At 40.2% G+C, this 19758-nt stretch carries 19 protein-coding genes; 15 read left to right on the plus strand and 4 right to left on the minus strand.

Features of this window, described 5'->3' with window-relative positions:
• Positions 1–250: 250 nt before the first annotated feature.
• From BPR_RS01255 to BPR_RS01300, 11 genes are all read left to right on the plus strand, one after another.
• On the plus strand, positions 251–1198 hold the full coding sequence (locus BPR_RS01255; protein WP_013279641.1) for an ABC transporter permease: 948 nt from the start codon (positions 251–253) through the stop codon (positions 1196–1198).
• 15 nt (positions 1199–1213) lie between these two features.
• Positions 1214–2143: a carbohydrate ABC transporter permease gene (locus tag BPR_RS01260; RefSeq protein ID WP_013279642.1), complete on the plus strand. Its 930-nt coding sequence runs from the start codon at positions 1214–1216 to the stop codon at positions 2141–2143.
• 104 nt (positions 2144–2247) lie between these two features.
• Positions 2248–3993: an extracellular solute-binding protein gene (locus BPR_RS01265; RefSeq protein ID WP_013279643.1), complete on the plus strand. Its 1746-nt coding sequence runs from the start codon at positions 2248–2250 to the stop codon at positions 3991–3993.
• Positions 3994–4198: 205 nt separating this feature from the next.
• Entirely contained in the window at positions 4199–4957 is a 759-nt protein-coding gene (locus BPR_RS01270; protein ID WP_042256319.1) for an NAD-dependent protein deacylase, read from the plus strand.
• A gap of 64 nt (positions 4958–5021) precedes the next feature.
• Positions 5022–5195, plus strand: a complete 174-nt coding sequence (locus BPR_RS20260; protein WP_081441732.1) for a DUF951 domain-containing protein — start codon at positions 5022–5024, stop codon at positions 5193–5195.
• Between the two features lie 109 nt (positions 5196–5304).
• Positions 5305–5592 (plus strand): 30S ribosomal protein S6, encoded by a 288-nt coding sequence (gene rpsF / locus BPR_RS01275; RefSeq protein ID WP_013279645.1) that lies wholly within the window; start codon positions 5305–5307, stop codon positions 5590–5592.
• A gap of 18 nt (positions 5593–5610) precedes the next feature.
• Positions 5611–6069: a single-stranded DNA-binding protein gene (locus tag BPR_RS01280; RefSeq protein WP_013279646.1), complete on the plus strand. Its 459-nt coding sequence runs from the start codon at positions 5611–5613 to the stop codon at positions 6067–6069.
• A gap of 17 nt (positions 6070–6086) precedes the next feature.
• Positions 6087–6350 (plus strand): 30S ribosomal protein S18, encoded by a 264-nt coding sequence (rpsR, locus tag BPR_RS01285; RefSeq protein ID WP_013279647.1) that lies wholly within the window; start codon positions 6087–6089, stop codon positions 6348–6350.
• Between the two features lie 294 nt (positions 6351–6644).
• On the plus strand, positions 6645–7094 hold the full coding sequence (locus tag BPR_RS01290; protein WP_013279648.1) for an Hsp20/alpha crystallin family protein: 450 nt from the start codon (positions 6645–6647) through the stop codon (positions 7092–7094).
• Positions 7095–7275: 181 nt separating this feature from the next.
• Positions 7276–8484 carry a DUF819 family protein gene (locus BPR_RS01295; RefSeq protein ID WP_013279649.1) on the plus strand — a complete coding sequence of 403 codons (1209 nt, stop codon included), beginning with the start codon at positions 7276–7278 and terminating at the stop codon, positions 8482–8484.
• A 1-nt stretch (position 8485) separates the two neighbouring features.
• Positions 8486–9127: a M15 family metallopeptidase gene (locus BPR_RS01300; protein ID WP_013279650.1), complete on the plus strand. Its 642-nt coding sequence runs from the start codon at positions 8486–8488 to the stop codon at positions 9125–9127.
• A gap of 4 nt (positions 9128–9131) precedes the next feature.
• On the opposite strand, the gene BPR_RS01305 is transcribed toward BPR_RS01300, so the two are convergent.
• Genes BPR_RS01305 through BPR_RS19405 form a run of 4 tightly spaced genes read right to left on the minus strand, consistent with a single transcriptional unit; the run spans position 9132 to position 14252 of the window.
• Positions 9132–10805 carry a PP2C family protein-serine/threonine phosphatase gene (locus tag BPR_RS01305; protein WP_013279651.1) on the minus strand — a complete coding sequence of 558 codons (1674 nt, stop codon included), beginning with the start codon at positions 10803–10805 and terminating at the stop codon, positions 9132–9134.
• On the minus strand, positions 10802–12574 hold the full coding sequence (locus tag BPR_RS01310; protein WP_013279652.1) for an MATE family efflux transporter: 1773 nt from the start codon (positions 12572–12574) through the stop codon (positions 10802–10804). The genes BPR_RS01305 and BPR_RS01310 overlap by 4 nt, the downstream gene beginning before the upstream one ends.
• Positions 12571–13437: a DUF2156 domain-containing protein gene (locus tag BPR_RS01315; protein WP_013279653.1), complete on the minus strand. Its 867-nt coding sequence runs from the start codon at positions 13435–13437 to the stop codon at positions 12571–12573. Before BPR_RS01315 ends, BPR_RS01310 begins: the two co-directional genes overlap by 4 nt.
• Positions 13438–13445: 8 nt before the next feature.
• On the minus strand, positions 13446–14252 hold the full coding sequence (locus tag BPR_RS19405) for a formyltransferase family protein (protein WP_052301776.1): 807 nt from the start codon (positions 14250–14252) through the stop codon (positions 13446–13448).
• A 193-nt stretch (positions 14253–14445) separates the two neighbouring features.
• Here BPR_RS19405 and BPR_RS19410 point away from each other — a divergent pair, with 193 nt between their 5' ends.
• The 4 genes from BPR_RS19410 to BPR_RS01340 all read left to right on the plus strand — a co-directional run bounded on the left by BPR_RS19410 (position 14446) and on the right by BPR_RS01340 (position 19745).
• Positions 14446–15693 (plus strand): phosphotransferase, encoded by a 1248-nt coding sequence (locus BPR_RS19410; protein ID WP_051525950.1) that lies wholly within the window; start codon positions 14446–14448, stop codon positions 15691–15693.
• Positions 15694–16030: 337 nt separating this feature from the next.
• Positions 16031–16255 carry an acyl carrier protein gene (locus BPR_RS01330; protein ID WP_013279656.1) on the plus strand — a complete coding sequence of 75 codons (225 nt, stop codon included), beginning with the start codon at positions 16031–16033 and terminating at the stop codon, positions 16253–16255.
• A 34-nt stretch (positions 16256–16289) separates the two neighbouring features.
• A complete protein-coding gene (locus BPR_RS01335) occupies positions 16290–17957 on the plus strand; it encodes an AMP-binding protein (RefSeq protein WP_013279657.1) in 1668 nt (555 codons plus the stop codon).
• 51 nt (positions 17958–18008) lie between these two features.
• A complete protein-coding gene (locus tag BPR_RS01340; RefSeq protein ID WP_013279658.1) occupies positions 18009–19745 on the plus strand; it encodes an MATE family efflux transporter in 1737 nt (578 codons plus the stop codon).
• The last annotated feature ends 13 nt before the right edge of the window (positions 19746–19758 follow it).

Consider the following 19758-nt stretch of genomic DNA (forward strand, 5'->3'; position numbering starts at 1 on the left):
TAATTAGAAAAAAGAGTCCGGTTTTTAATTTGGACTCTTTTTGCTTGCTCAAAATGAACGAATGAACGAAAACGTTTGAGTAGTAAATGTGCACAAAAATCAAAGTTAGCTTTTAGGGAAAAGGGACATAAGGCACTAAAAAGTTTTGGTTAAATGGTTGTTTATGCAAAGTTTTTTTGACTAAGTGATTAGATATACAGTCTAAATTATTTTAGGATTAGCATATACAAGGGGAAGGGGCAATAAAGGTATGAAAATACAAAGTAAAAATAAGGGAGCGGTGGTTACCACGTCTTGGAAAAGCGCCTTAAAGAGGGACTGGCAGCTTTATCTACTTCTCTTAATTCCATTAGTTTTAGTAATAGTATTTAGTTATGGTGCATATCCCGGACTTCGAATGGCATTTATGGATTACAAACCTGCTAAGGGATACGCTGGTAGTAAATGGGTAGGCTGGGCTACATTCCAGAAGGTTTTCAAAGATGCTGATTTTAGCAGAGCACTTAGAAACTCAATTGTATTTAACCTGGCTGACCTGCTTGTAGGATTTCCGATGCCTATTATCCTGGCTCTGATTCTCAATGAGCTCAGATATAAGAGATTCAAAAAGGTATCACAGACAATCCTCTATCTGCCACACTTTTTATCATGGGCTATCATCGGTAGTGTTGCTCTTACAATGTTCAAGCCTTCAAGCGGACTTGTGAACGTAGCAATGATGCAGACTGGTCTCATTGATCAGGGTATTCCGTTCCTCAATGAGAAATGGCATTGGGCAGTAACTTATCTGCTGATTGGTGTTTGGCAGGGCATGGGATGGGGAACAATCCTCTATCTTGCAGCTATCACAGGTATTAGCGGAGAACTTTATGAAGCGGCAATGATCGATGGCGCTAACCGCTGGCAGAGAATGGTTCACATTACACTTCCTGGAATCAGGAGCACAATTGTTACACTGCTTATTATGAACCTTGGACGAGTTATGGGCAGTAACCTCGAGAGACTTACAGCCCTTGGAAATACTCAGGTTAAAGAGTTCCAGTATCAGCTCGCTGTTTATATTTACCAGAAAGGTATCAGTAACAATAAGTTTAGTATGGCAACTGCAGTAGGTCTTTTCCAATCTGCAATCGGTGTTATACTGGTGCTTTTATCAGACAGAATAGCCAAGAAACTTGGCGAAGACGGCTTGCTATAATAAGGGGGACTCACAATGGGAAAGAGTAAGACAGTAAACGGTGAAGAGAGCTTCTCCTCAGGTGGAGCCAATGCCGTTATAGGATTTAAAATAAGTGATGCGATCATGATGCTGATCATCGTGTTATTGTGTGCTACATGTGTACTTCCATTTGTACATGTTGCAGCCAAGTCAATTTCAGGTAATACAGCAGTAATGTCACAGTCAGTATACTTCTGGCCAAAAGATATAACATTTGATGCTTTTACAAGAGTTTTTAAAGATGAATCCATGACAAAATCAATGGTATTTTCAGTATGGATCACTTTATTATTCACATTGCTTGGTATGATTGTTTGTACCTGCGCAGCTTATCCTTTATCAAAAAAGAGATTGAAGGGTCGCCCTGTACTGACATTTCTGCTGATGGTTCCAATGTATTTCTCAGCAGGTATCATTCCTTCATACATACTTTATTATCAGCTTCATATTTTGGATACGTTTTGGGTATTGATTCTTCCGCTTATTTATTCACCATATAATATGCTTATCATGAAGAACTTTTTCGCAAGCACTATCCCGGACAGCTTGGAGGAATCAGCATTTCTCGACGGAGCTACAAACTTCCAGATTCTCTGGAAAATTGTTTTACCTCTGTCTAAGCCAATCCTCGCGACACTGTCACTGTTCTACGCTGTAGGACGTTGGAACTCATACGCTGATAATATGTACTTCACAAGATCTGCTGATCTTAAGATGATTCAGTATAAGCTTTATCAGCTTGTTGCTTCAGCAACAGAAGCACAGAATGCTTCACTTGCTGATACAGGTGGTGTTTCACAGTCAACACCTGAAGTTTTACAGGCTGCATGTATTATGTTCGTAACTGTACCTATCATTATTATTTATCCTTTCCTTCAGAAGTACTTCGTTCAGGGTACAATGATTGGAGCAGTAAAGGGCTGAGCAGAGCACAAGGATAGCAATAAACTATATGAATAGATTTTAAGCCATGGATATGGCATAAAATACAACTTTATTTTCTTTATGTTTAAAGGAGGGTATGAATTATGAAGAAGAATTTTCTTCAGAAGGTTCTTGCTACAACACTTACAGGTGCTATGGTAGCCGGAACAATCGTAGGATGTGGTGACACAGCTGCTGATACAACTACTACAGATACACAGCAGACTGAGGCTGCACAGACAACTGAAACAACTACAGAGGCTCCAGCCGCTGAGACAGCTACAGAGTCAGACGTAGTTGCAGGTATTGATGGATGGACACCATTTGACAATGAAGTTACACTTCGTGTTGCTGTTTATGACAGAGGCGATGCTGGTAACGGATGCTCAGATGTAGAGAACAACTACTGGACAAAATGGGTTCAGGAGAACTTTGGTGATAAGTACAATATCAAGGTTGAATATGTTGGAATTACACGTTCAGACGTTATGACTGACTATTCTATGCTTGCTTCAACAAATACACTTCCTACTCTTTGCATGGAGTACGATTATGATAAGCTTGCTACATGGGCAGCTGATGGATATCTTCAGCCTATCGACATCGAGCAGTTCAAGACAATCGCTCCTACATATTGGGGAAATATGGAAGCTAACGGCCTTACAGGCTACACAAAGTTTGGCGATGAAGACTACATGGTTCTTGGTATGAGACCATATGGTAACACAAACTACACATTCGTAACATGGTATCGTAAGGACTGGCTCAAAGATGCTGGCTTTGACAAGTATCCTGCTACAGCAACAGAGCTCCTTGATGCTTATGCTAAGATGACAGCAAATGGCCATGAGAACCTTCTTTCAGGATCTAAGGTAGCAGGCGCAGGCGCTGACCAGAACTACAGCTTCAGAGATTATCCACAGGATGAGAAGACATGGTGCACAACAGGCGACTACCAGATTCCTGCTCTTTCAACAGAAGCTCAGAAGAGACTTCTTAAGTGGAACAACAAGCTTTACAACGAAGGCTACATTAACCCAGAGTACTACCTCAGAGCTTCATCTGATGTAGAGGCTGACTTCATCAATGGCAAGGCATTTTCATGGAGCGGATACGTTTCATCTAACATGCAGGTTCTTCAGTCATTCTATGAGGCTAACCCAGATGCAGAGCTTGGTGTAGTTGTATGTGATGGCAAGTTCACACAGGATTCAACATGGGGCTCAAGCAATGCTTTCCGTCCTAACAATATCTTTGGTGCTATGATTGCATTTGCAAACAATGCAACAGAAGACGAAGTTAAGGCTGGTGAGATGTACCTTGAGTGGATGGCTCAGGATGAGAACCTCTTCACAATGCAGTGGGGTCTTGAAGGCGTAAACTTCAACTATGATGAGAATGGCAACCCTGTAGCAGTTGGCGATCAGACTGGTCTTGAAGAGCAGCAGGGTCACAACAACAACGTAGACTACTGGATGGTAGTTACAGCTTCTAAGTCATTTGGTGATATCGAGAAGGATATCGCAGCTATCAATCCTCAGGGACTTCCTCAGGACTTCTATGATGACCTTCTTGCTAACTACAAGGGTCAGCTCGCTCTTTACGAGGCTGGATACGCTAACGTTGACTGTCTGTTTGGTGGCTCACTTGAGTCTGTAACAGAGAACGGAACAGCTCTTAAGGAAGAAGTATATCCTGAGTACCGTGATCAGCTTGTAATGTGTGCTCCAGAAGAGTTTGATGCTCTTTATGATGAGCTTTCACAGAAGTATCTTGATGCAGGATATCAGGATGTTATCGACGAGAGACAGGAAATGTTTGACGCTGGTAACACAACAAAGCTTCAGTAATCACAGGGCAATAGGGAAAATTGCAATATTGAATAATTGGAGAGGTCAGGCTAAAAAAGTCTGGCCTCTCTTTCTGTCTTTTCCCAAGGTAAAAAACTTCCTGATGAGCCCGATAATAGGTCTCAAAGTGTGATAAAATAGATTTGCTAAGCAGAAAAAATGCTTGAAAATGGGATATATGCAACAAATAAGGAAAGGGGGAAACATGTCAGAACAGATACAAAAGTTAAAAGAGATGATAGATGCCTGCGACAATATTGTATTTTTTGGCGGAGCAGGTGTTTCTACGGAAAGCGGGATTCCGGATTTTAGAAGTAAAGATGGTCTGTACAATCAGCATGATGTGAGATTTGATCAGTATCAGCCGGAATATCTTTTAAGCCATAGCTGTCTGGTCTATGAGCCGCAGGTTTACTACGAATTCCATAGACAGAAGATGGATACCAGGAACATTGAGCCCAATGATGCTCATAAATATCTGGCAGCTCTTGAGAAGCTTGGTAAGCTCAAAGGTATCGTAACTCAGAATATTGACGGACTTCATCAGAAGGCCGGAAGCGTGGCTGTATACGAGATTCACGGAAGTGCTCTTAGAAACTATTGTATGAGCTGTGGAAAAGAGTATCCTGAGGATTATATCTTTGAATCTAAAGAGCCTATTCCCAGATGTAGCTGTGGCGGAATAATTCGTCCTGATATCACATTGTATGAGGAAGGACTTCCTGATGACCAGGTGGATGGTGCGATCAAAGCAATTTCAGCCGCAGAAATGCTGATCATCGGAGGCACATCACTTACGGTTTATCCGGCAGCTTCTTTTATTAATTATTTCAGGGGCAAGTATCTGGTCATTATTAATGAAAGCGAGATATCCGTAAGAGCGGCTGAGAATACTCTTGTGATAAAAGAGAAAATCGGCAAAGTGTTCCGTGAACTGGCTGGATTACAGGGTATTAGTTTATAAAAATATTATCTCTATGATCAGTATATTTCAGAATAAATATAGGAAATAAGCAGTATCAATTTATATGGATATACAAGTAGGAAACATTATTAAATTAAAGAAACAACATCCTTGCGGTAACTATGAATGGGAAGTATTACGAGTGGGAGCGGATTTTAGGCTTAAGTGCATGGGGTGCGGCCATCAGATCATGGTTCCAAGAAAAAATGTGGAAAAAAACATACGTGGCATTAGGTAAAATAATGCTTGCAATTCTTGCGAAATTATGATAATATTCCATTCTGTGATAAATTCCTTGCTACGTTAATGAAAAATGTAGCCAGAGACCAAAAGGAGGTAACAATAGCATGAACAAATACGAATTAGCCGTTGTTGTTAGTGCAAAGATCGAAGACGATGCCAGAACAGCAGTCATCGAGAAGGTTAAGAAGACTATCGAGAAGCATGGTGGTCAGATTACTAACGTAGATGATTGGGGTAAGAAGAAGCTCGCTTATGAGATCGAGAAAATGACAGAAGGCTTCTACTACTTCATCCAGTTCGACGCTGAGGCAACAACTCCAGCAGAGATCGAATCACGTATGCGTATTATGGATGGCGTCATCAGATATTTATGCGTTAAGAACGAGGCTTAAATAGAAGAGGACGAAAATATGAACAAAGTTATACTTATGGGTCGTCTTACAAGAGACCCCGACGTTAGATATTCTCAGGGAGAGACAGCTAGCTGCGTAGCAAGATATACACTCGCAGTTGACAGGAGATTTGCCAGAAGAGACAGCCAGGATGCTCAGACAGCTGATTTCATTCAGATCGTAGCATTTGGCAAGGCTGGTGAATTTGCTGAGAAGTATTTCAGAAAAGGTACCAAAGTTATCGTAACGGGACGCATCCAGACTGGTAGCTATACCAACAAGGATGGCGTAAAAGTATACACAACTGATGTAGTTGCGGAAGATCAGGAATTCGCTGAATCCAAGAATTCATCTGCTTCAAACGGTGGAAACTTCGGATCAGAAATGCCAAGTAATAACGAACCTGCACCTTCAGCAGCTGGGGATGGCTTCATGAACATTCCTGAAGGAATTGACGAGGAGCTTCCTTTTAACTAATTTAGGAGGTAAATACAATGGCTTTCACAAAGTCTGATAAGTCCGATGCTCCTATGAGGAGAAAGGGCGGAATGCACAGAAGAAAGAAAGTTTGCGTTTTCTGTGGCAAGGATAATGTAATTGATTACAAGGATACAGCTAAGCTTAAGAAGTTCGTTTCTGAGAGCGGCAAGATTCTTCCTAGAAGAATCACAGGTAACTGCGCTAAGCACCAGAGAGAGCTTACATCAGCAGTTAAGAGAGCAAGACATCTTGCACTCATGCCTTACGTAGCTGAGTAATTAGTAATACATAAGATAAGTATTGAAGACACTTTTTAGAAGAGATTCTAAAAAGTGTCTTTTTTAATAGCGATTAGGTACTTGCTGAGATATTAATTTTGTCTTGTAAGATACAAGCCATTTTTATCCAAATTAGCACTCTCTATTGACGAGTGCTAATTATAGTGTTATACATAAAGTAGAACAAAGGAACAGAGAAGACCGTTAGGACTTACAGTTTCCGAAGATCTAAACCCTCCGTCCCAATGCTCATTAACAGTTAACAATTGTTTTTGTGCAAAGGAGGTAAGTATTATGTTAGCACCTAGTATTTTTGAAGAGAATTTTATTGATGATCTGTTTGGTTTCCCAATGAAAGAGTTTGACGACATGGAGCGCAAGCTTTATGGCAGAAAAGCTAACCGGATGATGAAGACTGACATAAGGGAAAAAGAAAACAATTATGAAGTTTCAATTGATCTGCCTGGCTTTAAGAAGGAAGAGATAACAGTAGAACTTGATAATGGTTACCTTACTATCAGCGCAGCAAAAGGTCTTGATAAAGATCAGAATGATAAGAAGGGCAAACTTATCAGACAGGAGAGATACGCAGGGTCTATGACAAGGAGCTTCTATATTGGCGAAAATGTTGAGAAGGAAGACATCGAAGCTACCTATAGACATGGAGTATTGACGCTGACAATGCCTAAGAAGGCATTGGAAAAGAAGATTCCGGAAAAGAATCTGATAGCAATCGAAGGATAATGTGATATATAAAAGCGCTTCTTAGGAGAAATCCTAAGAAGCGCTTTTTTGTTGCACAAGACCGGCAAGCAAATGTCACAAAAGATAAAATTAATTTCTTTTTTATAACCATAGTACTTTTATTATCGTATCATAAATTAGGTAGAAAAAATAAACAGCCATTTTAGGGGGAGAATTTCTTATGTCTATTATTTCTGAAAGTAACAATTGGGCACTGATCTCAATAATGTTCTTATCAAGCTTTGTAGCAATTTATCTCGAGCAGAAATACAAATGGGCAGCCAAAATTTCAGGCGCAGTCATAACGCTTTTAATAGCAGTTATTTTGACAAATATCAATGTCATTCCGGCAAGCGCACCGGTGTTTGACGATATAGTCTGGGGGTATGCGGTTCCGCTGGCAATTCCATTACTGCTGCTTAATGCCAACATTTTTAAGATATGGAAGGATACAGGCAGACTTCTTTTTATATTCCTGATAGGGGCAGCAGGAACGCTGGTAGGAGCAATTGCAGGCACTGCTTTATTAGGCAAAGTAGTAGATGGGCTTCCCGGTGTTGCGGCGATGATGACAGGCTCATATATAGGTGGTGGTGTGAACTTCACAGCCGTTGCAGATGCCTTTCATGTAGATGGGATGCTTATTTCTTCCGCCACTGTAGCTGATAACCTGAACATGGCTATATATTTTATGATCCTTATAGGTATCGCTTCAAGCGTTTGGTTTAGAAAGCACTTTCCTCATCCTCATATTGAAGAAGTAGAGCAGAATGGAAATACTGAAAATGGACAGACTCTGGCTGCGCAGTACTGGGAAAGGTCAGATATTTCGTTAAAAGACATAGCGGCAGCTTTTGCGTATGCAGCCATAGTTGTTATGTTCTCTAAGCTTATAGCAGGTTTTTTATCAGACACTATTCCTCAGAGTAACGCCTTTCTAAAGATGCTTAATACCTTCTTTGGAAGCCAGTATGTGTGGATAACTAATATATCTATGATATTTGCATCTTGTTTTGAGAAGCAGGCAAAAGAGATCCATGGGGCTAAGGAATTGGGAACATGGCTCATTTATCTGTTTTATTTTGTTATTGGTGTTCCGGCATCAATTTTAATGATAATAAAGAATGCACCGATTCTTCTGCTTTTCTGCTTTATCCTGGTTGTTTTCAATATGCTGTTTTGCTTTGTATTTGGTAAGCTATTTAAATTTAATCTTGAGGAAATCATTGTTGCCTCAAATGCAAATATTGGAGGCCCTACAACGGCAGCAGGAATGGCTATATCACAGGGCTGGAGTAAACTTGTTGGGCCGTGTATGCTTGTGGGAACCTTTGGTTACGTCATTGGTACATGGCTGGGTATTGTTGTCGGATCAATATTAGGAGCATGATATGAGTGTTGAACAAAAGAATGTGATATCTAATGACTCATCAGACTTTGTAAATATCGCAGATGTAGCTTCTGACGTTATTTATGAAATACGCTATTATTCATCATATAACTTTATCGGAGACAGAATTGATGGATATGAAGCGCCTGTAGCTCTTTTGACTTTAGAAGCGGCACGTGCCCTTAAAAGCGCAAGTGATGATTTTCTTAAGGAAGGTTTTAGGATTAAGATTTATGATGCCTTCAGGCCGCAGAGGGCTGTGGATCATTTTGTAAGATGGGCCGGTGATCTATCAGATCAGCGAATGAAGGATATCTTTTACCCAAATGTGGATAAAGACAAGCTTTTTGCCTTGGGCTTTATCGCTGAGCATTCAGGGCATAGCAGAGGAAGTACAGTTGATATTACTTTATTTGATATGGCCAAGGGCTGCGATGCAGATATGGGTGGTTATTTCGATTTATTTGGAGAGGCAAGCAAAAGCGATTATGACAAAGTCACAAGGACTCAGCGTCATAATCGCATGTTGTTAAAAGATATAATGACTAATAATGGATTTACTCCTTACTCGGAGGAATGGTGGCATTTTACTCTGCAAGATGAGCCATTTCCGGATACATATTTTGATTTTCCGGTTCGATGAGAAGTTAGTAGAACCTGATGCCGAGCATAGTGATGTCATCAAACTGCGGAGCTTCGCCTACAAAGTCATCAATAGATTTCTTGACACCTTCACAAAGACTTCCCATATTTTCGTCAGGAGCATTATTGAGAGCTTCGATCAATCTGTCATTACCAAAGAGCTCGTTATTTGCATCTGTGGCTTCAGTAACACCATCTGTATAGCAGAATAGGACATCACCATGACCAAGCTCAAATTCGTGTTCTTTAAACTTGAGACCTTCAAGTGTAGCAACGGCCATGGAGTGCTTGTAAATAGAAAGCTCAAATTCTCCACCGGCTCTTCTAATGGCAGGATGTTCATGGCCTGCATTGGCAGCAACACCCTTTCCGGTTTTGATATTTAATATAGCAAACCATACTGTGACGAAATATCCTGCTTCATTGCCTTCACAGAGCTGATTATTGGCATATTCGAGAACTTCTGAAGGTGAACCTCCAAGCAGAGCGCGGTTCTTGATAAGAGTCTTGGCAATGACCATAAATAGAGCTGCGGGAACTCCTTTTCCTGATACATCTGCAACGACAAGTCCAAGATGACTGTCATCAATCTCAAATACATCGTAGAAATCTCCACCAACTTCTTTTGCGGGATTCATCGAGGCAAAAACATCATATTCTTTTTTATCTGAAAACTTGGGGAAAATCTTGGGAAGCATGTCAGCCTGTATTTTGGTGGCGACATTAAGCTCTGCTCCCATTCTCTCTCGCTCGGCAGTAACAGCAGTCAGATTTGCAATATAATCTTTGATATCCTGCTCCATACGCTTCATAGCATCAGAAAGATTTTCGATTTCATCTCCTGTATGAATATTAACTTTGGAGAATATTTCATCCTCTTCGTGATTTCCGTAAGCAATGGCAGCGTTAGAGAGAATATTGATAGGACTTACAATTGTCTTTTGCGACATGATGATCTGAAGAGCACAAATAATAGCTGCAGCTATCAGCGATACAACAAAAAGAATGACCAGGAAATTGGCGATAGCTCTCTTGATATCGACCATAGAAAGATCAACAAAGCTGTAGGCAATTACATTTCCGGCTTCATCATATATAGGAGAGCCGGCTGATACCAGCCATCCATATTCCGTGGTGTTGGTAGTATATGGATCAAATCCGGCATCGGGATTATCTAAAATTGAATAGTTTATTTCAAGCAGAGTATCAAAATCTCCGGGGCTGCAAGGTTCATCGGAACTATCAGCTATATAAACAGTGTTTTTTAATACTGGATCAATGCAGATAATGTAAATGGACTTGGCAAAGTTTACATTTCTGATGTTATCCAGTTGATTATGAATATTCACATAGTTAGGACTTGAGCTTACAGAGGCAAAATTGGAAATATACTGATCATAAGCATCAGTGCCCATGTTCTGAGTTCCGACCTTGTTATCAACAGAGCTATATATAGACATTACTTCGTCTATTAGAGCTTTGGTTGTCTCTTTGTCCAGAGTCACTCCCACAGTTTTGGCAAGGCTGACGGCTCTGCTCATGTACTCTTTGTCGATTTGCGAGTTAACAAGGCTCGATGTAATGAGCTCCAGCAGTAAGCATAGCAAAAGAATCGCCATAGTTATCTGGAGCGACATTTTTGTACTTAGTGAAAGTTTCTTAGTCTTTGAATTTTTCATATTTTCACCACCATTGTATTGAATCCCTGAAAACGTCTATAGTAAAAAGATTTAGCTTTCTGCTTAATGACATCCATACCAAGAGCGTTAAAGTCGCTATCCTTGTTCTCGATATCTTTTAGAGCTTTTTTGTTCATATCAAATGGGTTGAAAAAGATTGCGTTGTCCCTGATGTGTAAAAACAGGTCATTGTTTTCTGCGGCAACAAGTGTAAGTTCTATGACGTTGTATCCAAAATTTGTTCTGTTTACTAAAGGGCTCTTAAAGCCATTTGTGATAATAGCTGAACACACTTCTTCAACAGTCATTTGAATATAATATAGCTGTTTGGGATTGGCGTCCCATTTTTCACAGAACATCTCTATATCTTCTATAGCAGAACCGAGCCTGCTTATATCACTTCCAAGCTTGATGTCCAAAATCCTTTCTTTGTCCATTCGCTTGTTGATAACAGGATGTCTTTTTCGATGGATCCTGATAATGATATAGGTGAAGAGTTCCGTAAATATATAAGCGAACCAGAAGGCATTTTTGCCGAGCCTTATGCAGATAAGAGCTGCAGGGACCAGTATGGCTATTCCCCTAAGCGTTGCGATCATAAATGGCTCAATAGAAATATTTCTGGCAGCATAGTAATTTGACATGGCAAGGTTTAGCCCGACAAACAAAAGACAAAGTGAATAGATTCTGATTGACAGGCTGCCGTATTCGACAGTTGCCGGATCATAAAGACCAAATAGATTACATATAAGCGGAGCAAATACTACAAATAAGAACATCAGGATGAGTGATGTTAAAGAGTTGACAAGGGTAGATACATTTTCGATTTTATCGCACTCATCATAGTTACATTCCCCTTCATAGGTACTGATTATTGGCTGAGTAGATGTAGATACTGCATTAAAGAGGTAGTAAGCCATATTCCCAAGGTTTATAACAACATCAAATACTGCAACGCCAGAGTCACCGGCAAGCCTTATCATGGCGTTGTTTCCAATTAAAATGAAAACAAAGGAGTATATATAGCTGACAAACGATGAAATTCCGATCTTATAGATGCTGGGAAGGTTACAAAACTCAGGATTAAATGGGAATAGTTTCAGGTGAGATGTCTTTCTAAATAAGAAGGCAAACTGAATAGAACTTCCGACAACCAGGCCGAAGAGTGTAGCAAGAGCAGCCCCTTTTACCCCCATATCCAAAAACAGGACCAGTATAATATTAAGGGATAGATCAAGAACATTACCTATTCCGGAGGCAATAGATGATTCTTTTTCAAAATCGTCATTTCTAAGGTAATAACCAATACTATAGTCAAAAAAGAATAGAGGCGCAGCCGCAAGAATGATTCCAAGATATGTTTTGGTTGCAGAATAAAGAACCGGATTAGACTTTGGGGCACCAAGAATAAACATAAGCCCTTCTATTCCAAGATTTCCGAAAATAGCTATGAAAACGCTAATGATCATCAGAGTGATGAAAACACCCTGAAAAGATCTGCGGGCACCCTCTTCATCACCGGAAGCCATCTTATTGGAAAAGTGAATTGCGCCGCCAAGTCCAAAGGAATGCATGATCACGTTATAGAACATGTAGATAGGCAGAGAAAATGCTATTGCAGCCAGACCTACAGTTCCCATGCGATTACCGACAACAAGCGCATCTGCCATATCTGCTACAGCAAAGACAAGGGCGGAAATTAAGGCCGGAATATACTGGCGTATAAACATTTGTCTTGAAAAGATAGAGATTCCCGATGTAAATTTCATTTGGCTTTACCTGTATACATCTTGATCATATCGATGGGTTGCATAAGCTGTTTGGCTCTTCTAAGCCCTTCAATGCCAAGATCTTCTTCCCAGTTTAAAAACACTATGTCAGGAGAAAGAGATCTGGCATATTCCTGCCGCAGGTAATAGGTCAATCCCTGGAGTTTGAGCGAAGTTTTTTGTATAACGCAGTCGACAGTGTTGGCGCTTATTTGAAAGCCGCCGCATACAGCGCAAGGAGATCCATCCATGTACAAGACAATTCCTTCTATATCAAGATCATCCATGTGCTCGATTACGCTGATATTTGCATCTTTATCAGGCAGATTATCGAATATATGCTTGCTGGCATCCCATTCAGCTGAAATATCGTATACGACTGATTTGGGAACTGCCCTGATATTAACTGTTTCAAAAGAATGATCGCGGAGCATCTTATTAATATGACCCCTGTCCTTGGAAAAAGAGCTGCCGGGCATTTTCTCCATAATCTCCCTGCTCATGATATATTCGCTGCTCTCGGGAGCTTCATAAATATCAAACCTGCCTGGAAAACGCTGCTCTAAAAAAGTGACATCCTCAGGAGTCATGTAATAAAACTGAGGATCATCGTCTTCAAGCTGCTTTTTGATAAAGCTTTCTTTGGCATCAGCGCTTCCTACCGGAAAGAACCAGGAAAAAGGTCCTTTGGAAGCTTCCTGAACTGTATATATATCATCTGAGCACACTACAGATAAGCCCATTTCCTGTCTCCATATATATATGGACTCAAAGCAGTGGGCACTGTCCTTATTACCGTAGCGGCGATATATATCAGTAACTGTATTTTTTAAATCAAGTGATATTTCAGCCGTGTTCATCATAAAAGGGTTTAAAGTCTCCTGACTCTGTCACAGAGTACATATCCGTCAATCAGAGGGAAAACATGAGTGTTGCACGAACTACCCGGAGCATTTCCCTTGTGGGCAGTGGCTCCGATCATTTCATATTTTTCATTTGCAGTAGTATTAATATAGAAACATTCATATGATAAAAATGCTCTAAGTATCAGGTCAGCCTTATCAAAGTTCATTTGATCTGTCACTGTATATTCAGATTCTTCGGGCATTTCCCAATATTCAGCCTGGCCAACCTGAGGTTTGGCGCTGTTCCAGAGATTGTCAAAATCTGAAACCAGCGTATTTACCATCTTTGGAATGACAGACCATTGTCTTTGAGTGAGAGTGATCAGATCATCGTCAGGAAATACGGGGACTTTTTCCTGGAGTATTACATCACCCTCATCAAGAGCAAGGACCATTTTGTGCATAGTTACGCCACTTTCATTAAGACCTTTCAATATAGTGAGCGGCATAGGCCATGCTCCTCTTCCAAGTGGCAAAAGAGCTGGATGAGTATTAACAATCCTGAGCTCATCAATTACAGGAATGCGATAATAATATCCTCCAAAGAGCACAAATTCACAGCCATTTGCAACCAGATCATACAGGTCATCCTGGGTGATCTTATTAATTTGCAGAGGTATATTGTGACTGTTTGCAAATTCAATTGTTTTGGTGTTGAACTCAGTAATGTTATCGGTTTTGCAGGTAAATATTTTTATAATGTCACAGCCCGTATCGTACAGGCTTGTCAGTACCGGATATAAAATGTCGATTCCTACATATGCTACTTTCATGTTTACACAATCTCCCATAGTCTTATAATCTCATAAAATACGGTTTATTGATAATTAAATAATAATATAAAAATAAATATTATATAAAATATAGTCGGTATAGCATAGAATAGTGAGCGCTAATGTTATAATTATGGCGTATCTCATAGTCAATAGTAGCATTATTGCTAAGTGTTATGAAGGAGAGAATACTATGAAATCACAGGTGGAAAACGGCAAACTGATCATTTTATTACCTGAACGTATTGATGCAAGCAATAGCGATGCTGTAAACAAGGAGTTACAGGATATTATTTCCGGAGTTGATTTCCAGGGAATTGTTATGGATGGAGAAGAACTGGATTATATTTCCAGTGCCGGACTTCGAGTGCTTCTTGGCATCAGGAAACAGATAGATAAGCCATATGATGTTATCAATATCTCCCCAAAAATCTATGAGATCTTTGATCTGACAGGTTTTATAGATGTATTTAATGTACACAGAAAGCCTAGAGAAATATCTCTTGAGGGGCTCAAGATTATTGGAAAAGGTACCCTTGGTACAGTTTATAAGCTGGACGATGAAAGAGTTGTTAAGGTTTATAATGCAGGGGCCCCTGTCCCTTATGACCGTGTCGAACAGGAAAAGAAAATGGCTCGTCAGGTTTTTGTAAAGGGAATATCCACAGCGCTTTCCTATGAAATGGTACATGCAAACAATGCATTTGGCGTTGTTTTTGAACTCCTTTCACCTGTTACAGTAATGGATTATATGTTGGAGCATCCTGATGAGAAGGATGAGATGACAGTTAAGGTATGTGAACTTCTTAAAAAGATTCACAGCGCTGAACTTACAGGGGATAATGTTCCATCCATGAAGAATATGATGCTGGCTTCTACCGCAGCTCTTGCTCAGATTTTCTCGGAAGATGAGATGGCCCGTTTCCAGAAGCTTTTATCCGAGGTGCCTGACCGTAAAACTGCAATACATGGCGATTACCATCCCGGAAATATCATGGTGGATAAGAATAAAGAACTTGTGCTTATCGACGTAGGAGATATGTCAACGTCACATCCGTTCTTTGAATTCTATGACATGTATCCGGTATTCCTTCTTGCAGATGAACTTGGAGCCTATGCAAGTAAGTATAATGACGCAATGATTAGAGACTTTTTCCACATTGGCTCAGACAAAGAGTACGAAGAGAGAAAGAAATTCATGCAAACTTACTGGGACAGACTTCTGCACCTGTATTTTGAAGGCCACAGTGATGAAGAGATTGCAACCTATGACTCATATTTCCGTGGCATCGGGCGCTTAAAGCAGTTCATTACAATCTTGCAGCTTCCGGATGAGGATCCTCAGGCCAAGATGCTGGAAATTGGCAGAGCAAAAGAATTATTCTTTGAAGAGTTTGATAAAATTCCTCCTGTAGAAGAGTGGTGGCCTAAGGATTTATGATGGTTAAGTAAAATATAGTTCTTAAAACCCCTGTAACCAAGCGGAATAGCTGTTACAGGGGTTTCGTTTTTAACGATAAAATGCAATAAAATTAAATATAAAAATTTTATAAAAAAACGTAATAAAATACGCGCGTACGATTGACCGTGTACGTATTATGGTTATACAATTAATTATGTGGCGTATATGGATTTTGCTTGTTTTTATGGGGTGCAGACTATGAATAAGCATAGTAATTCTGAGTAAAACGCATAGTATCTGGAAATGATTCTCTGATACTATGCGTTTTTACGTTACAAATCTTATTAAAAAATATTACAACAAATAAGGGGGAAAAATGCAGGATTTATTTAAAGACGTGGTTGATTTTCTCCGGGAGTATGCAGAATTCGACACAGAAAAAGTCACTATGGATACCAGGATCAGATCAGAACTTGGATTTGATTCGTTATCACTGATCACTATGATTGATGAGGCCGAGAGGCGCTACAATGTGAGAATTGATGATGACCAGCTCGCAAGGATCAAAACTGTCAAGGACATTGTTGATCTGATTGGTTGATCCATGAAAACAAAAAGCATGCTTAGGAGGGCATATGTCAGAAAACATCATAGTTAAAGGCAAAAGAACTAACCTGTATTTACAAAGTTTTGAGGAGATCAAGAATTTAAGAGACGTAATTGACTTTAGAGTTAAAACTCACCCTGAGACACCTTTTTATACATATACCGACTATGATCATGATTCCAGGCATTATGACAGAATGCCTAAGGAGGTAAAAGAGCATGTAGAGGCTCTTGGCAGCTTTTTTATCAGGAAATATGGAACCAGAGCACATATTGCCCTTATGGGTGATAACACTTATGAACTTATGAATGTGTTCTGGAGCATCGGCTGCAGTAATAACATATCTGTTCACGTCGACAAGGGGCTCGAAGTGGAAACCCTTGAAAAGATGTTGAAACTAAGTGATGCTACGGTCCTTTTCTATGATCACAAGTATGAAGAAAAGGCAAAGAGCATTGAAAAAGACCTTGGAATTGAAATCCATTCACTTGATGAGATTCCTGGCCTTAGAGAAGAAGGGAAAAAGCTCATCGAAGAAGGCTTTGATGAATATTATAAACAGAAACTTGATCCGGAAGCAGCTTCGTTTTTTATGTTTACCTCCGGAACAACTGGCGACAGCAAATGCGTAATGCTGAGTCAGAGGAATTTTATAGATAATTCCATAGCCATCACTAATCATCTGGGAGTTACAGATGGCGCCATGATGGTGCTTCCTCAGCATCATGTTTTGGGGCTAAACTGCACCCAAATACCGCATTTGATTGCGGGTTATACTGTCTGGCTTATTTCAAATGCCAGATATATGTTTAGGGACATGGCAACAGATAATCCGACTCTTATGGTAACAGTGCCTCTTTTTGTGGAACTGTGCTACAAGATGATCTGGAAAAATATCAAGGAAAAGGGCATAGAGGAAGAGGTCAAAAAGCAGCTTGCAAAAAATAAGGAAAACCCAAACCTTACTCCTAAAGAAAAACGGGCCATGTTCAAGGAAGCGCTGTCAATTCTCGGAACAAATTTCTTTGAATTTGATGTGGGAGCAGCTGTTCTTGAGGACAAGTATTATTACGGCCTTAAAGATTTTGGAATAGAGATCGTATATGGATACGGAATCACGGAGTGTTCACCGATCATCTCATCAGACACCTTGAAATACACCAAGCCAAATGCTGTAGGTCTTATCATGGACTCTCTTGAAGTAATGATTGAAAATCCCAATGAAAGAGGCGAAGGTGAGATTTGCGTAAAGGGAACAAGCGTAATGCTTGGCTATTACAAGAATGAAGAAGCTACCAAGGAGGCGATGCGCGGTGGATGGTTCCACACAGGCGATATAGGCTTCTTTGATGAAGATGAATTTCTTCATATAAGTGGCAGAATCAAGAATCTGATCATCCTTCCTAATGGAGAAAATGTATCTCCTGAGGAGCTTGAGAATGTTCTTATGAATCAGCCTGCTATAAATGAAGTCGTAGTTTATGAAAAAGACAATACGATAGCTGCCCAGATTTATATAGACCCTGAGCAGCTTCCGGATGGAAATATAGAAAAGGCTAAAGAAGATATTCAAAATTATGTAGATGATGTTAACACAAGGCTTGCTTCTTTCAAGAATATCCAGATAGTTGAATTCAGAGACAAGCCTTTTGCCAGAACTTCATCTATGAAAATTCTTCGTTCATCTGTTGAATGAGAATATGTAGTATCCAGTAGCACCTGAGTCTTTTGACAGAAAGGAGCAACCTTGGAACAAAAAAGAAACAGCTACCTTGTATCATCTTCGATGAAAAAGTTCCTGACAGCATCCATAGCAGCAATGCTGATACAAAATGTCAACGCTATTGTTGATGGAATTCTCATGGGAAGATTCCTGGGAACAGAAGCTTTTTCAGCTGTCAATCTGTGTCTTCCTGTAGTTGGCCTGTTAACAACGATTGCCATGTTGTTCTATACAGGAGCTAATGTCCTTGCATCAGTTGCGCTTGGAGCAAGAGAGGAAAAAAGGGCTAACAGCATATATACGGTTTCCATGACGAGTGTTGGAATACTGAGTGTTGTGGTTACAATCACAGCTATTCTTGGTGTAAACCTTGTGACTGCGGTGATATGTAGAGAAGAAGCACTTAGAGAATACACAAGGGATTATCTTTTAGTGTATTTTGCAGGAACTGCTGTGATCATGCTCGTATCAGCGCTTCTGGGATTTGGAAATGTCGGTGGTAAGCCCAAGCTGGTTACAAGAGCCAGTTTAACTAACGTTATCACCAATATCGTATGTGACGTCCTTTATGTAAAGATCCTGGGAATGGGAATTAAGGGAGCGGCTCTGGCTACTATTACCGGAGCATTACTTTCAGCCATTATTGTCATAGCTGATTGGAAGATCAAGGGAAGTCCCTTTAAATTCTGCAGAGTTGGTTCGGAAACGGGCCCTATTTTAAAAGAAATAGTTCACTATGGAGTATCTGTTACATCCCAGACCTTTGCGATAGTTATTTATTCCTATGTGTGCGCTATCCTGGCTCAGATTTACTGCGGCGTTTATGGAGCTTTTGTAGGATCACTTCTTGCACAGGCTACATCTCTTGGACAGGGTGTATCAGGAGGTATGGGTAAAGCATTTAATGCCATTGGCGGAATGCTAAAGGGACAAAAGGATGATGCCGGTGTTCTTATGCTATATAAAAAGGGAATGAAGGTAGCGGTACTTGTTGCAGTTGTTTTTGTTGCAGTTTTTATGATACTTGCAAGGCCTTATGCAATGCTCATGGGTGCTGAAGACGAAGAGCTTTTGAGATATTCGGTAAGGTCACTTAGAATGGCGCTTCCGTTTATTATTCCGGTTTCATTTGTATGGATAATACCCAACATATATGCCCTCGGTGGACAGCTATCAATTCTTCCGATAATTAGCATATCTCAGCCGGTTCTGACTGGACTTGGGCTCATAGCCTGCGGAAGCATCATTGGCAATGATTTTATGTGGATAGGATATCCGATTTCAGCAGTCCTGATATTCCTTCTGGTTGTTTGCTTATCAGAGAGCGTAAGGAAAAAAGCAAGTGAGAATCTAGGCTTTATCAGCTTGCTCCCAGTGCCGGAGAATAAGCCAAATGTATATGATATCTCGGTACCATGCGACAAGGATGGACTTGTAGATACTCTCAGAGAACTCAACACATTTTTTGACGGTCAGGATATAGATAAAAAGCTTGGAATGCGCGTCAGACTCTGTATAGAAGAGATGGTATCGAACATTGTCGAGTTTGGAGGCAGGAAAAAGAATCAGTTCCTTGATCTAAAGATTGTAGTAGATGAACAGGAAATTTCCGCGATCATCAAGGATGACGGAAAACAGTTTGATCCTATAACTGCTGAGAAAAAAGGAAGTGGACTTAAGATACTAAACGGTCTTTGTCCTGATCTGGATTATAAATACAGCTACGGACAGAACATGCTGTTCATGAACTGGGTGAAATAAGACCATGTCTAAA

The sequence above is a fragment of the Butyrivibrio proteoclasticus B316 genome (assembly GCF_000145035.1).
GTDB lineage: Bacteria > Bacillota > Clostridia > Lachnospirales > Lachnospiraceae > Butyrivibrio > Butyrivibrio proteoclasticus.